General features: G+C 71.8%; 14 protein-coding genes and 1 pseudogene. 13 read left to right on the plus strand and 2 right to left on the minus strand.

Annotated elements, in window-relative coordinates; genetic code table 11:
* Positions 1-27: 27 nt before the first annotated feature.
* Both VIL67_RS15715 and VIL67_RS15720 read left to right on the plus strand, forming a co-directional pair.
* Positions 28-228 carry a hypothetical protein gene (locus VIL67_RS15715; RefSeq protein WP_332049853.1) on the plus strand — a complete coding sequence of 67 codons (201 nt, stop codon included), beginning with the start codon at positions 28-30 and terminating at the stop codon, positions 226-228.
* A complete protein-coding gene (locus tag VIL67_RS15720) occupies positions 225-485 on the plus strand; it encodes a hypothetical protein (protein WP_332049854.1) in 261 nt (86 codons plus the stop codon). Before VIL67_RS15715 ends, VIL67_RS15720 begins: the two co-directional genes overlap by 4 nt.
* On the opposite strand, the gene VIL67_RS15725 is transcribed toward VIL67_RS15720, so the two are convergent.
* A complete protein-coding gene (locus tag VIL67_RS15725) occupies positions 482-1,387 on the minus strand; it encodes an EamA family transporter (protein WP_332049855.1) in 906 nt (301 codons plus the stop codon). The two genes, VIL67_RS15720 and VIL67_RS15725, sit on opposite strands and share 4 nt — an antisense overlap.
* Positions 1,388-1,545: 158 nt before the next feature.
* Between VIL67_RS15725 and lepB (VIL67_RS15730) the strand changes: the two genes are divergently transcribed.
* From lepB (VIL67_RS15730) to VIL67_RS15780, 11 genes and pseudogenes are all read left to right on the plus strand, one after another.
* Positions 1,546-2,313 (plus strand): signal peptidase I, encoded by a 768-nt coding sequence (lepB, locus tag VIL67_RS15730; protein WP_332049856.1) that lies wholly within the window; start codon positions 1,546-1,548, stop codon positions 2,311-2,313.
* A 103-nt stretch (positions 2,314-2,416) separates the two neighbouring features.
* A complete protein-coding gene (gene lepB, locus VIL67_RS15735; protein ID WP_332049857.1) occupies positions 2,417-3,196 on the plus strand; it encodes a signal peptidase I in 780 nt (259 codons plus the stop codon).
* 3 nt (positions 3,197-3,199) lie between these two features.
* Positions 3,200-3,916: a ribonuclease III gene (rnc, locus tag VIL67_RS15740; RefSeq protein WP_332049858.1), complete on the plus strand. Its 717-nt coding sequence runs from the start codon at positions 3,200-3,202 to the stop codon at positions 3,914-3,916.
* The gene (gene era, locus VIL67_RS15745) at positions 3,913-4,845 is read left to right on the plus strand and encodes a GTPase Era (protein WP_332049859.1); all 933 of its coding nucleotides are present in this window, start codon (positions 3,913-3,915) and stop codon (positions 4,843-4,845) included. Before rnc ends, era begins: the two co-directional genes overlap by 4 nt.
* Positions 4,846-4,864: 19 nt before the next feature.
* Entirely contained in the window at positions 4,865-5,596 is a 732-nt protein-coding gene (gene recO, locus VIL67_RS15750; protein ID WP_332049860.1) for a DNA repair protein RecO, read from the plus strand.
* A gap of 176 nt (positions 5,597-5,772) precedes the next feature.
* Positions 5,773-6,183, plus strand: coding sequence for a hypothetical protein (locus VIL67_RS15755; RefSeq protein ID WP_332049861.1), 411 nt, complete (start codon positions 5,773-5,775; stop codon positions 6,181-6,183).
* A gap of 463 nt (positions 6,184-6,646) precedes the next feature.
* Complete coding sequence (gene parC / locus VIL67_RS15760) at positions 6,647-8,920, plus strand: DNA topoisomerase IV subunit A (protein WP_332049862.1); 2,274 nt, start codon at positions 6,647-6,649, stop codon at positions 8,918-8,920.
* A gap of 299 nt (positions 8,921-9,219) precedes the next feature.
* The gene (locus VIL67_RS15765) at positions 9,220-10,263 is read left to right on the plus strand and encodes an extracellular catalytic domain type 1 short-chain-length polyhydroxyalkanoate depolymerase (RefSeq protein ID WP_332049863.1); all 1,044 of its coding nucleotides are present in this window, start codon (positions 9,220-9,222) and stop codon (positions 10,261-10,263) included.
* A gap of 121 nt (positions 10,264-10,384) precedes the next feature.
* Positions 10,385-10,609 (plus strand): annotated as a pseudogene (locus VIL67_RS15770) (hypothetical protein); the annotation flags it as partial.
* A gap of 254 nt (positions 10,610-10,863) precedes the next feature.
* Positions 10,864-12,000, plus strand: a complete 1,137-nt coding sequence (locus tag VIL67_RS15775; RefSeq protein WP_332049865.1) for a metallophosphoesterase family protein — start codon at positions 10,864-10,866, stop codon at positions 11,998-12,000.
* Between the two features lie 290 nt (positions 12,001-12,290).
* Entirely contained in the window at positions 12,291-12,539 is a 249-nt protein-coding gene (locus tag VIL67_RS15780) for a hypothetical protein (RefSeq protein ID WP_332049866.1), read from the plus strand.
* Positions 12,540-12,549: 10 nt separating this feature from the next.
* On the opposite strand, the gene ligD is transcribed toward VIL67_RS15780, so the two are convergent.
* A complete protein-coding gene (ligD, locus tag VIL67_RS15785; RefSeq protein WP_332049867.1) occupies positions 12,550-13,557 on the minus strand; it encodes a non-homologous end-joining DNA ligase in 1,008 nt (335 codons plus the stop codon).
* Positions 13,558-13,571: the final 14 nt, after the last annotated feature.

The following is a 13,571-nucleotide window of genomic DNA, read 5'->3' on the forward strand; positions in this document are numbered from 1 at the left end:
ACGGTTGTGCTAGGATGTCCTATGCGAATGACACAGGAACGGACCGTTATCACGGTCGTGCGGCACGACGGCGCCTGGGCCGTCCAGCTCGACGGTGAGCTGTTCGGCCACTCGACGGACAAGGAAGTCTGCAAGGCGGCCGCCAACCGGCGCGCCCGCGACATGCAGGACGGCGGCCGCGCCTGCCAGGTCAAGGTGATGGGCGAGCTGGGGTACTTCAGCTCATGAGCCGCGCCCCGACCCGCGCGTCCATCGCCGAGCGCTTCCGCCGCGAGATCGAGGTCGCCTTGGCCGAGGGGACCTCGCCCGACCAGCTCAAGCTGCGGCTCACGCTCGGCGACCTGAACCGCCTGCGCCGCGACCCCAGCGTCTCCGTGGCCGACATCGGCTTCGCCGAGGGGGTGATGCGGTTCCTTGGCGTCGAGGTTCAGCAGGGCGGCATTTCCGAAAGCGACCTGCAGCGCGTCGGTCCCGGCGAAGCCTAGGCCGGTTCGCCGGAGGGGACCCCGCGCCGCTTCCAGGCCGGCCACAGGGTATTGAGGGCCAGGCCCGCCAGGACCAGCGCCGCCGCGCCCAGCTTCCAGGGCGTCAGCGCCTCGCCGAGCATGATCGCCGAGGCGCCCATCCCGAACACCGGCACCAGCAGCGACAGCGGCGCGATGGTGGCCGCCGGGTGCCTGGCCAGCAGCCAGGCCCAGACGGTGTAGCCGAAGATCGTGTTGCCCACCGACTGCCAGAGCACCGCCGCCCAGGCGCCGGCGTCGGCATTGGCGATCGCCCCACTGACCCGCGGCCAGCCCTCGAAGCCGATGGCGAGCGCGAACAGCGGCGGGGCCGAGAAGATCGACGCCCACACCACATAGGCCAGCATGTTCACCGCGCCCGCCTGCCGGGCGACGGTGTTCCCGCCCGCCCACGACAGGGCGGCCACCAGCACCAGCGCGATGCCCAGCGGCTGGGCGTCGGCGTTGGCGTGGATCATCAGCGAGGCCAGGCCGGTGGCCGCCAGGCCAAGCGCCGCCAGCTGGAAGCGCTGGACCCGCTCGCCCGCCAGCAGCATGGCGAAGCCGATGGTGAAGAAGGCCTGGGTCTGCACCACCAGCGAGGCCAGCCCTGGCGAGATCCACTGGGTCATCGCGATGTAGAGCATGCCGAACTGGCCGACGCCGATCAGCACCCCATAGGCCGCCAGGTTCCACCACGGGACGGCGGGTCGCTTGAGGAAGAACACCGCCGGCAGCACCGCAAAGGTGAACCGGAGCGCCGCGAAGGTCAGGGGCGGCAGGTCGTCCAGCCCCCATCGGATCACCACGAAGTTCGTCCCCCACACCGCCACCACGGCGAGCGCGAGCAGGGCGTGCAGCGGCGGCAGGTGAGGGCGCGTCATTCGCGCGATATGGCGGGAGCTGGGCTGTTTGGCCAGCGCCCTGGCGCTGCTGGGCGGGCCTAGCCGCCTGCGTGTGACCACAAGGTCATGGGCGCCGGCCCCCGCCGTGTCGTACACGAGCGGAGCCGGAATCGCCGGCGGAGCGGGAGGATCGCCGTTTGAGCAAGGCAAGGTCGCAGGCGGGCGCCGCCAACGAGTTCGCCGAGGTGGTGAAGACCATCGTCTGGGCGCTGGCCATCGCCCTCGTGCTCAGGGTCTTCCTGCTGCAGCCCTACACCATCCCCTCGGCGTCCATGGAGCCCAACCTCTACGAAGGCGACTACATCGTGGTCACCAAGTGGAGCTACGGCTACTCGAAGCACTCCGCGCCCTTCAGCCCGCCGTTGTTCGAGGGCCGCATCGCCGGCAAGTCGCCCGAACGCGGCGACGTGGCGGTGTTCAAGACCCCGCGCGACAACCGCACGGACCTGATCAAGCGGGTCATCGGCCTGCCCGGCGACCGCATCCAGATGAAGGGCGGCGAGCTGTTCCTGAACGGCGAACGCATCCGTCGCACGCCCATCCAGCCGTCCCAGGCGCTCGCCCGCTCCATGCAGGAGCGCGGCGGCGGCGGCGAGCTGTTCGTGGAGACCCTGCCCGGCGGCCGCAGCTACCTGACCCAGGACTATGGGCCCGACGGCGGCCTCGACGAAACTGACGTCTATGTGGTCCCCGAGGGCCACTACTTCATGATGGGCGACAACCGGGACAACTCCTCCGACAGCCGGGTGCCGGTCGCGGCGAACGGCGTCGGGTATCTGCCGGCCGAGAACCTCGTCGGCCGCGCCCGCATCGTCCTCGTCTCCTGGAAGCCCGGCGCCTCCATCCTCAAGCCGTGGACCTGGCTCAGCCTCGACACCGACAGGTTCTTCAAGCCGCTGAAGTAGGGGGCGTGGCCTCGCGCCTCCGCCGCCGCCCCCGTCTTGCTCCGGCCCCCGCCAGCGCGTAACCACACCCCGTCCGCGCGCCGGACACCACGCAGGGACCACCATGAGCGAGAACGTGCAGGCCGCGCACCCCGGAAAGTCCGGCGCCGTCGCGGAGATCGTCGAGATCATCAAGACGGTGGTCTACGCCCTGGCGATTGCGCTCTTCCTGCGCGTGCTGTTTTTCCAGCCCTTCACCATCCCGTCGGCCTCCATGGAGCCCAACCTCTACGAGGGCGACTACATCATCGTCTCCAAGTACAGCTACGGCTACTCGCGCCACTCGATCCCGTTCAGCCCGCCGCTGTTCGAGGGGCGGATCGTGGGCAAGTCGCCCCAGCGCGGCGACATCGTGGTCTTCAAGCTGCCCCGCGACGGGCACACGGACTATGTGAAGCGGGTGATCGGCCTGCCTGGCGACCGCATCGAGATGCGCCAGGGGCGGCTCTACCTGAACGGCGAGCAGGTCCGCCGCCAGGCGAAGGGGACCTTCCGCGAGGACTCCGGCTACGGCTTCCAGCGCGACGTCACGCGCTACCAGGAGACCCTGCCGGGAGGCCGCACCTTCATGACCAACGACTTCGGCCCGGAGCACGATCTGGACGACACGCCCGTCTACGTCGTCCCCCAGGGCCACTACTTCATGATGGGCGACAACCGCGACAATTCCTCGGACAGCCGCGTCCTGCCCGAGGCCGGCGGCGTGGGCTACGTCCCCGCCGAGAACCTGGTCGGCAAGGCGCAGATCATCCTGCTGTCCTGGCACGCCGGCGCGTCGATCCTGAAGCCTTGGACCTGGGTGCTCGACGCCCGGCCGAGCCGCTTCGTCCACCTGCTGAAGTAGCCGATGAACACCCGCGAAGCCGCCGTCGCCGAGCTCGAACGGCGTATCGGCTATCAGTTCCACGACCGCGACCTGCTCGAGCGCTCTCTGACCCACGCCAGCGTCGGCGACGGCGCCCGGTCGGTGCGCCACAACGAGCGGCTGGAGTTTCTCGGCGACCGGGTGCTGAACCTGTGCGCCGCCGAGCGGCTGATGGCGCTGGATCCCGACGCCCGCGAGGGCGAGATGAGCCGCCTGCTGGCCAGCCTCGTGAACTACCACGCCTGCGCGCGGGCGGCGAAGCGGGCCGGCCTGCCGGAGGCCCTGCGGATGAGCGCCTCGGCCACCAAGGTCGGGGCCCGAAAGTCCGACGCCGTCCTGGGCGACGCCTGCGAGGCGCTGATCGCCGCCCTCTACATCGACGGCGGCCTCGAGTGCGCCCGCGCCTTCTTCCTCAAGTTCTGGGAGGAGGAGTTCGCCCGCCTCGACGAGCCGCGCTCCAAGGACTCCAAGACCCAGCTCCAGGAGTGGGCCCAGGGCCAGGGCCTGCCGCTGCCGAACTACGAGATCATTTCCCGCGACGGCCCGGATCACGCGCCCTGTTTCACCGTTCAGGTGACGGTGGAGGGCTTCCCGCCCGAGCAGGCCCAGGGCCGCTCGCGGCAGGACGCCGAGAAGGCCGCCGCCCAGCAGATGCTGCTCAAACGCGAAGGACCCGAACCCCAGATGGGTGACGAATGAGCCGCGCCGGCTTCTGCGCCATCATCGGCGCGCCCAACGCGGGCAAGTCCACGCTCACCAACCGCCTGGTGGGCGCCAAGGTGTCCATCGTCACCCAGAAGGTGCAGACCACCCGCTTCCCGGTGCGCGGCGTGGCGATGCACGGCGACGCCCAGATCGTCCTCGTGGACACGCCGGGGATCTTCCAGCCGCGCCGCCGGCTCGACCGGGCCATGGTCCGCGCCGCCTGGGGCGGGGCGGAGGACGCGGACGCGGTGGTGCATCTGGTGGATTCGGCCGCCGAGCTGGCGGTGGGCACGCCGGAGGCCAAGCCTGCCGACCGCCGCGCCGTCCAGGACGTGGAAGCCATCGTCGAGGGCCTGAAGGCGGCGGGCCGGAAGGTCATCCTGGCGCTCAACAAGATCGACGGCGTGCCGCGCGAGAGCCTGCTGGGCCTCTCCCAGAAGCTCTATGACACCGGCGTCTACGAGGAGGTCTTCATGATCTCCGCCGTCACCGGCTCCGGCGTGGACGACCTCAAGGCGCGGATGGCCGAGCTGATGCCGGAGGGGCCCTGGCTCTACCCGGAGGACCAGACCGCCGACCTGCCGGCCCGCCTGCTGGCCGCCGAGATCACGCGCGAGAAGGTCTACCTCCGCGTCCACGAGGAGCTGCCCTACTCGGCCTCGGTGGAGACCACCAAGTTCGAGGAGCGCAAGGACGGCGGCGTGCGCATCGAGCAGACCATCTACGTGGAGCGCGAGAGCCAGCGCCCGATCCTGCTCGGCAAGGGCGGCCAGACGCTGAAGTGGATCGGCCAGAAGGCCCGCGAGGAGCTCACCGTCATCCTCGACCGCCCCGTGCACCTTTTCCTCCACGTCCAGGTGGACGAACGGTGGGCCGACAAGCGCGAGTTCTACGGCGACATGGGGCTCGACTACGACGTCTGAACCCCGCACCTAGGGGCGGATGGAATTCGAGGACGACGCCTTCGTGCTCTCCGCCCGCTCGCACGGCGAGTCCGGCGCGATCGTCGAGCTGCTCACCGAGCATCACGGCAAGTACGCGGCCCACGTGGCCGGCGGCGGCTCGCGCCGGATCAAGCCCTTCCTGCAGCCCGGCGCCCAGGTGAGCGCCCGCTACCGCGCCCGGGTCTCCGACCAGCTGGGCTCGGCGGCCCTGGAGCCAGTGGGGGAGGGGCCGGCCGCCCTGTTCGACGACCGCCTGGCGCTGGCGGGCCTGCAGGCCGCCGCGGCCGTGGCGGCCGGGGCGCTCCCCGAGCGCGAGCCGCACCCGGGCGCCTACTACGCCTTCGAGGCGCTCACCCGCGCCCTCGTCCATCCGGAGATCTGGCCGGCGGTCTTCGTGCGCTTCGAGGCCGGTTTGCTGCAGGACCTGGGCTTCGGCCTCGACCTCTCCAAGTGCGCCGCCACCGGCGCGGTCGACGACCTCGTCTGGGTCAGCCCCCGCACTGGCCGCGCCGTCAGCCGCGAGGCCGGCCAGCCCTACGCCGACCGCCTGCTGCCCTTGCCGGGCTTCCTGCTGGCCAGCCAGGCCGGGTTGGCCCCCGGCGACGTCAAGGCCGGCCTCGACCTCACCGCCCACTTCCTCGAGGCCTTCATCTTCAACCCCCTGAACCGCCCCCTGCCGCCCGCCCGCCTGTGGCTGGTCGACCGCCTGGCCGAGGCCGGACGGCTCTGATAGAAGCGCTGCCATGCTTCGGCGCGCCAATCAGACCCGGCAACAGCAACGCCCCTTCCGGGCGGTGTTCGCGCGCGTCTGAAGCCTTCGCCAGCCTTCGACCCCGCAAACCCCGCTCCGGCGGGGTTTTTGCTGCGCGCCGCCCCGCCCGAGCCCCGGACCCTGAAGGAGCTCCCATGTTCACCGAAGACGAGATCACCCGGATCGGCCGAGGCATGGCCGACCGCACCCTGCCCAAGGCCGAGTGGACCCACGCCGCCCACTTCGCCGCCGCGCTCTGGCTGCTGGCGCAGCCCGGCCGCGACGCGCCGGCCGAGATGCCGGGCCTGATCCGCGCCTACAACGAGGCCACGGGCGGCCGGAACACCGACACCGAGGGCTACCACGAGACCATCACCCAGGCCTCGCTCCGCGCCGCCCGCGCGGCGCTCGCCGGCCGCACCCGGGCGGAGGCTCTGGCCCACCTGCTGCAAGGCCCCTGCGGCCGCTCCGATTGGCTGCTGAGCTATTGGACCCGCGACCGCCTGTTCAGCCCCGAAGCCCGCCGCGCCTGGCTCGACCCCGACCTCCAGCCGCTCCCGTTCTGACCTCCGTGAGGAGGGTCGGCTGCTTAAAGCTCATGGCAGCCATGTCTGCCTGCCGGACCAGGCGTCTCAAGGACCGGCCTCCGGCCGGCCGCTCCGCGGCGACGCCTCCGGCGTCGTCCTTGACACGCCTGGTCCGGCAGGCTCGCATCCACCATGAGGTTTAAGGCGGGGAGGGGCCGAAGCCCTCCCGCGACGACCATTCCCAAATCAACCGTCATCCCCGGGCTTGTCCCGGGGACCCATGATCTCCGCACCGGCTCAGGGGACGCGAACGGCGCCGCCGGCACCTCTCCCTCAGCCACGGAGATCATGGGTGGCCGGGACAAGCCCGGCCATGACGATCGGGGGATGTGAGGCGGCAGGCATACCTGTGGACCCGCGCCCCTCGCCGCATCGCGCCCGCGCCCCCCAACCGCTATGACTGCGGGTCAATCCGCACTGATTCCAGCACGGCCGATCGCCCATGCCCCTCGACGTCCCGCCTCCCGAGCCCGAAGACGACGGCCCCGCCGACGACGGCCCGGGCATCATTCGCGAGCCCCTGGCCGAGGCGCTCAGCCGCCGCTACCTGGCCTACGCGCTCAGCGTCATCACCGACCGCGCCCTGCCGGACGTGCGCGATGGCCTGAAGCCCGTGCAGCGCCGCGTGCTCTACGCCATGCGCGAGATGCGCCTGAACCCCGAGGCCGCCGCCCGCAAGTGCGCCAAGGTGGTCGGCGAGGTGATGGGCGGCTACCACCCGCACGGCGACCAGTCGATCTACGACACCCTGGTGCGCATGGCCCAGGAGTTCGCCCAGCGCTATCCGCTGGTCGACGGCCAGGGCAACTTCGGCAACATCGACGGCGATAACCCCGCCGCCATGCGCTACACCGAGGCCAAGCTGACGGCCGCGGCCATGCTGCTGCTCGACGGCATCGACGAGGACGCCGTCGACTTCAAGCCGACCTACGACGGCGCCGACACCGAGCCGATGGTGCTGCCCACCGGCTTCCCCAACCTGCTCGCCAACGGCACCACCGGGATCGCGGTCGGCATGGCCACCTCGATCCCGCCGCACAACGCTGGCGAGCTGCTCGACGCCTGCCTCCTGCTGCTGGACGATCCCGCCGCCTCCACCGAGGCCCTGATGACCCACGTCCAGGGCCCGGATTTCCCCACGGGCGGCGTCATCGTCGAGCCCCGCGCCAGCCTGCTCGACACCTACGAGACGGGCCGCGGCGGCGTCCGCGTGCGGGCCTTCTGGGAGAAGGAGGACCTCGGCAAGGGGACCTACCAGATCGTCGTCACCCAGATCCCCTACCAGGTGAAGAAGGCCGACCTGGTGGAGCAGCTGGCCGACCTGATCGAGAGCAAGAAGGCCCCGCTGCTGGGCGACGTGCGCGACGAGTCCGCCGAGGACGTCCGCCTGGTGCTCGAGCCCAAGAGCCGCAACGTGGAGCCGGAAGTGCTCATGGAGAGCCTCTTCAAGCTCTCCGACCTCGAGACCCGCTTCAGCGTCAACCTCAACGTCCTCGACGCCCGCGGCACGCCCGGCGTGATGAACCTGAAGCAGGCGCTGCAGGCCTTCCTCGACCACCGGCGCGAGGTGCTGGTCCGCCGGGCCCGCAACCGCCTGGCCAAGATCGAGGCCCGGCTGCACATCCTCGACGGCCTGGTCATCGCCTACCTCAACCTCGACGAGGTGATCCGCATCGTCCGCTACGAGGACGAGCCCAAGGCGAAGCTGATCGAGGCCTTCCAGCTCACCGAGATCCAGGCCGAGGCCATCCTCAACACCCGCCTGCGCCAGCTCGCCCGCCTGGAGGAGATGGAGCTGCGCCGCGAGCACGCCGAGCTCTCCGAGGAGCGCGACGGCATCATGGCCATGCTGGCCTCCGACAAGGCCCAGTGGAAGCTGGTCGGCCGCGGCCTCAAGGACACCAAGGCCCAGCTGGGCAAGCTCAACGACCGCCGCTCGATCTTCGCCGACGCGCCCCAGGTCGACACCGAGGCCGCGCTCGCCGCCACCATCGTGCGCGAGCCGATCACCATCATCCTGTCCGAGCGCGGCTGGATCCGCGCCGCCAAGGGCCGGGTGGAGGACCCCTCCGAGCTGAAGTTCAAGGAGGGCGACAAGCTCCAGTTCCTGGTCCCCGCCGAGACCACCGACAAGCTGCTGATCCTCGCCTCCGACGGCCGCTTCTTCACGCTCGCCTGCGACAAGCTCCCGGGCGCGCGGGGTCACGGCGAGCCGCTGCGCCTGATGATCGACCTCGACGACAAGGTGGGCCTGGTGGACGTCTTCGTGCACCGCGCCGGCTCAAAGCGCCTCCTGGCCTCCAAGGAGGGCTACGGCTTCATCCTGCCGGAGGAGGAGGCCATCGCCTTCCGCCGCGCCGGCAAGCAGGTCCTCAACGTGGCCGGCGGAAACGGCAAGAACGTCGCCCAGGTCTGCCTGCCCGTCACCGGCGACCACGTGGCCGTCGTGGGCGACAACAGCAAGATCCTGATCTTCCCCACCGCCGAGCTCCCCGAGATGCCCCGCGGCAAGGGTGTCAAGCTCCAGACCTACCGGGAAGGCGGCCTGCGCGACGCCCTGATCTTCAACGCCGACGACGGCGCCGCCTGGACCACCTCCGACGGCCGCACCCGCCAGTGGCCTGAATGGCGCGAATGGGTCGGCCGCCGCGCGGCGGCGGGCAAGCTCGCGCCCAAGGGCTTCCCGGCGACGAAGCGGTTCCGCCCGAAGGGCTGACCCCCGTCCGCGCCTCCCCCGCAAGCGGGGGATGTTGGAGGGGGCGAGCGGCGAGCGAGACGTGCGCCAGCTGGGGGCCGACACGTCACGCTCGGCCGTGTTCGGCGGAACCTGCCCCGCGGGATCAAACAGGACGCCGTTCGTCGGGAGCCAATGCTGCACTGCAACATTATCCCTCCAGCCGGCTCGCTCCGGCCTTCAGGGAAGCAGTGATGGCGGGACTCGCAGAGACGATCGGCAGGCTCCGGAAAGCCGGTCGGGTGAAGCCCGACAAATCCGGGGAGAGCGGCGATGCGCGGATGGTTGAAGTCCGAGGCTTCGGGTTCAACCCGGGGGCTCTGCGGATGCTGGCCTACGTTCCCCAGGGCTGTCCGACCGGCGCTCCGCTGGTCGTCGTCCTGCACGGTTGCACCCAACGCGCGGGCGCGCACGCCGCAGCGGCCGGGTGGCTGACCTTGGCGGACCGCCTCGGCTTCGTGGTCGTGGCGCCGGAGCAGGAAAGCCAGAACAATCCCAACCGTTGCTTCAATTGGTTCGAAACGGGCGACATCACCCGCGGGGCAGGCGAGGCGGCCTCGATCCACGCGATGGTTCAGCACATGATGAGGACCCACGACGTCGACCCGGCGCGGGTGTTCGTGACCGGCCTGTCCGCCGGCGGCGCGATGGCGGCGGTGATGCTGGCGACCTATCCCGAGCTTTTCGCGGCGGGCGCGGTGATCGCGGGCCTGCCGTACGGCGTCGCCCAGGGCATGCACGAAGCGTTCGGCGCGATGCACGGGGGAGGCTCGCGCAGCGACCGTGAGCTCGTCGACCTGGTGACGAGCGCGGCGCCCTGGCCAGGGCGCGCGCCGCGCCTCTCCGTCTGGCACGGCGGCGCTGATCAGACGGTCAAACCCAGCAACGGCGTCGCCTTGGCCCGCCAGTGGGCGGGCGTTCACGGTCTTGGGCAGCCGGACGAGGTCGAGGAGCGGGCCGGCCGAGTGCGGTCGGTCTGGCGAGGCCGCGACGGAGAGGTCCTGGTCGAGATGAACGTCGTGGCCGGGCTTGGCCACGGGGTCCCGCTGGCGACGACGGGCGACGACCCGCTGGGCGTCGTCGCGCCCTTCATGCTCGAAGCCAACGTGTCCTCGTCCCTGGAGATCAGCCGGTTCTGGGGCATCGCGTCCCCGGCCACACCAGATCGCGGCTGGAACACGGCGCCGGCGGAGGATCCGCACCAGGCCGGGGGCCGCAGAGCGCCTGTCGGCGAACAGGTGATGGCCTCCGTCGCGCCCCATGTGCCCCAAGACATCCAGCAGGTGATAGCCAAGGCGCTTGGGGCAGCCGGGCTGATGCGCTGAGCACGGCGACCGGCTTCAACGGCGTTCCGGGAGGCCCGTAAACGTCCGCTCCTGGCGCCTCGCGACGGCCTGCAGATTGCGGGTTGGTCGGGAGGCGCGACGCGCGTCCTTGTTCCGAGGTCCCGAGATGCCCCGCGGCAAGGGCGTCAAGCTCCAGACCTGCCGGGAACGCGGCCTGCGCGACGCCCTGATCTTCAACGCCGACGACGGCGCCGCCTGGACCACCTCCGACGGCCGCACGAGACAGTGGCCCGAGTGGCGCGAGTGGGTCGGCCGGCGGGCGGCGGCGGGCAAGCTGGCGCCCAAGGGCTTCCCGGCCACGAAGCGGTTCCGCCCCAAATCCTGACCCCCACCACCGCGGGGCCACTACCTCCCCTGTGAGCGCCAGCGAACGGGGGAGGGGGACCATCGGCCGAGGCGCAGCCGAAGAGCCGATGGTGGAGGGGGCGAGCGGCCGGCACCACGTGGGGCAGCTTGGTGCGATGGCATCCGCTCCTGTCCGTTCTGCGGACCCGCGCCAAGTTCTACTCCTGGCAGCATCCCCCCCCACCTCCACCCTAGTTCACCCCCGGTTCAACGCGGCTCCGGCATCATCTGCCCATGCTCGGAGCCCCCACGACCGCTGACCTGCGCCCCGCGGGCGCCGCCGCCGCCACGGCCGACCTGCCGCATGCGCTGGCCCATGTCCGCGCCGACCTGGCCGCCGCCTGCGGGCCGCCGCGGCCGGCGCACCTGCCGCCGCTGGCGCCCTCGGGCGAGGCGGTCCGCACCCTGACGCCCGGCCAGCGTCCGGCCCGCAACGCCGTGCGCCGCCGCATCCCGGCGCGGCGTCCCCACACGGCCGCCACCACGGCCGGCCAGCTGGTCTATGCCGTGGGCGACGTCCACGGGCGCTACGACCTCTTCGTCGAGCTCGTCGAGCGGCTGGCCGCCGACGCCGCCGCCAATGCGCTCGGCCGCCAGCCGGTGCTGGTGCTGCTGGGCGACTATGTGGACCGCGGGCCGGACAGCGCCCTCGTGCTGGAGGCGCTGGTCCAGCTGCCCCGGGCCGCCGACTGGCGCGTCGTGGCGCTGAAGGGCAACCACGAACAGGCCCTGCTGCGCTTCGTCGCCGAGCCGCAGCTGTCGGCCCAGTGGCTGGGGTTTGGCGGGGCCGCGACGCTGGCCTCCTACGGCGTCGCCCCGCCGGCCGAAGCCGAGGGGACGGCGGGCCTGGTCCGGGCCCGCGACGAGCTGCTGGCCGCCATGCCCGCCGCCCACCTGCACCGCCTGCAGACCTTGGAGACCCTGGCCGTGGTCGGCGACTACGCCTTCGTGCACGCCGGCGTCGCGCCGGGCGTCCCCCTGGAGGACCAGCACGAGAACGACCTCCTGTGGATCCGCGACGAGTTCCTGGGCAAGGGCGCGGGCGGCAAGGGCGGGGCAGGGACCCCGCCGGCCGCCGGCTTCACCCCCACCGGCCACGTGATCGTCCACGGCCACACCTGGACCGGCCCGCGGGTGGCGCTGACGCCCCAGCGCATCGGCCTCGACACCGGCGCCTACGAGACCGGCGTGCTGAGCGCCGTGCGCCTGGACGGCGCGGCGGTGGCGGTGCTGCAGGTGGGCGCCGTGCCGCTGCCGGAGCCCGAGCCGGCGCCGGCCGCCCCGGCGGAGCCCGCGCCCGTCATCGGCGGCTGGACCCCGGTGGCGCGGCCCACCGACTTCACCCGCGGCCTGGGCTACGCCCCGGCCTGAGCGGCTGGGCGCAGGGATCGGGAAACCACGGACCCACACAGACCCACACGGATGGCCGGTCCCTCCACGGCCCGGGCCTGAAGCGACCTTGCGCGCCTGAGGCGCGCGACTCGGCTCTGCCCCCTGGCGGGGCTGCGCGGCGGGCGCCGACCATCTCTGTGGGTCTGTGTGGGTCTGTGGTCTTCCTCCCCCTTACCCAAGGTGAGACCCAGGCCATTTGCCACCTGCGGCTGCGACCATTCGCCTCATAATACGTAGCGTGTTATGCGAGACCTACCCATAATGGGCGCATGCAGGTCGAGATCGCCCAGCTGGTCCAGATCCGCGCGCGGTTGCGCGGCAACTCCGCCGCCCTGGCGCTCGTCGACCGCTGCCTCGAGTTCTGCTTCCGGTCACAGGTGGCCAACGACGACCCCAAGCGCCGGCTCAGCGAGGGGGAGGTCCATGCCTTCCTGGGCTGCATGGTCCGGCTGCGGCACGAGCGCGCCCTGATGCGCGACGAGGCCGTCGGCCAGGTGCCGCCGCCGCCCGCCTCGTGAGCCCCGCCCGCTAGAGCGGCGGCTCGCCCGGCTGCTCGCGCACCACCTCGGCCGCGGCCTTGTCGTCGCGCAGGCCCACGAAGCTCGCGTGGCGGATCATGCCGCTGGCGGTCCATTCCTGGAACTCGGCCTGGGCCACCAGCTCGGGCCGCACCCAGTTGACCTCCAGCGTCTTGCGCGGGCCTTCCAGGGCGAACGGGCTCTTGGCCTGGGCCAGCGGCTGCAGCCGCTTGAGCAAGCCCGGGGTCTTGGCGAAGCCCCGCTCCAGGCTGCCGACGTAGCGCAGCTTGCCGGCCTCGTGGACGCCCACCAGCAGCCCCTTGAAGTGGCGGCCGGGCTCCTGGGTCCAGCCGCCGATGACGAACTCCTGGGCCAGCCGGCACTTGGACTTCACCCAGGTCTCGCTGCGCCCTGGCACATAGCGGCTGTCGCGCCGCTTGGAGACGATGCCCTCCAGCCCGAGCCGGCAGGCGGCCTCCAGCAGCGCCGGGCCCGCCCCGCCGGTCATGGCGTGGGGCAGGGGCTCCACGGCCCGGATCCGCGCCGTCGGCGCGTGGGCCAGGGCTTCCAGCAGGATCGCCTTGCGGTCCTTCAGCTGGAAGGTGCGAAGGTCGGTGTCGCCGCGCCACAGCACGTCAAAGGCGAAGAACACGAGGGGCGCGGTCTGGCGCCGGCCGATGGCCGATCGCAGGCCGGAGAAGGTGGGCTGGCCGCGCGGGTCCAGGAAGCACAGCTCGCCGTCCAGTATGCCCTCGAAGCCCAGCTCGGCGGCGTCCTCGACGAGCTCCGGCAGCTGGTGGGTCCAGTCGTGGCCGTTGCGGGTGAACACCTGGGCCTCGCCGCGCTCCACCCGCAGCTGCATCCGGTAGCCGTCCAGCTTCACCTCGTGCAGCCAGGCCTGGCCGGTGGGCGGGGCGGCCACCAGCCGGGCGTGCTGGAAGTCGGCGAACCTCGGCATCGGCTGGGCCACATACTGCCGCTTGGACGGCGGCAGGGCGTCTCGGGCGCGGGCGGGCAAGGGGGACTCCGTGG

This window comes from Phenylobacterium sp. (genome assembly GCF_036563385.1).
Lineage (GTDB): Bacteria > Pseudomonadota > Alphaproteobacteria > Caulobacterales > Caulobacteraceae > Phenylobacterium.

Bases quoted from the DNA above. Each gene is read 5' to 3' on its own strand.
- VIL67_RS15715 (WP_332049853.1), top strand. From the start codon at position 28: ATGACACAGGAACGGACCGTTATCACGGTCGTGCGGCACGACGGCGCC.
- VIL67_RS15720 (WP_332049854.1), top strand. From the start codon at position 225: ATGAGCCGCGCCCCGACCCGCGCGTCCATCGCCGAGCGCTTCCGCCGC.
- VIL67_RS15725 (WP_332049855.1), bottom strand. From the start codon at position 1,387: ATGACGCGCCCTCACCTGCCGCCGCTGCACGCCCTGCTCGCGCTCGCC.
- lepB (WP_332049857.1), top strand. From the start codon at position 2,417: ATGAGCGAGAACGTGCAGGCCGCGCACCCCGGAAAGTCCGGCGCCGTC.
- rnc (WP_332049858.1), top strand. From the start codon at position 3,200: ATGAACACCCGCGAAGCCGCCGTCGCCGAGCTCGAACGGCGTATCGGC.
- era (WP_332049859.1), top strand. From the start codon at position 3,913: ATGAGCCGCGCCGGCTTCTGCGCCATCATCGGCGCGCCCAACGCGGGC.
- recO (WP_332049860.1), top strand. From the start codon at position 4,865: ATGGAATTCGAGGACGACGCCTTCGTGCTCTCCGCCCGCTCGCACGGC.
- VIL67_RS15755 (WP_332049861.1), top strand. From the start codon at position 5,773: ATGTTCACCGAAGACGAGATCACCCGGATCGGCCGAGGCATGGCCGAC.
- parC (WP_332049862.1), top strand. From the start codon at position 6,647: ATGCCCCTCGACGTCCCGCCTCCCGAGCCCGAAGACGACGGCCCCGCC.
- VIL67_RS15765 (WP_332049863.1), top strand. From the start codon at position 9,220: ATGGTTGAAGTCCGAGGCTTCGGGTTCAACCCGGGGGCTCTGCGGATG.
- VIL67_RS15775 (WP_332049865.1), top strand. From the start codon at position 10,864: ATGCTCGGAGCCCCCACGACCGCTGACCTGCGCCCCGCGGGCGCCGCC.
- VIL67_RS15780 (WP_332049866.1), top strand. From the start codon at position 12,291: ATGCAGGTCGAGATCGCCCAGCTGGTCCAGATCCGCGCGCGGTTGCGC.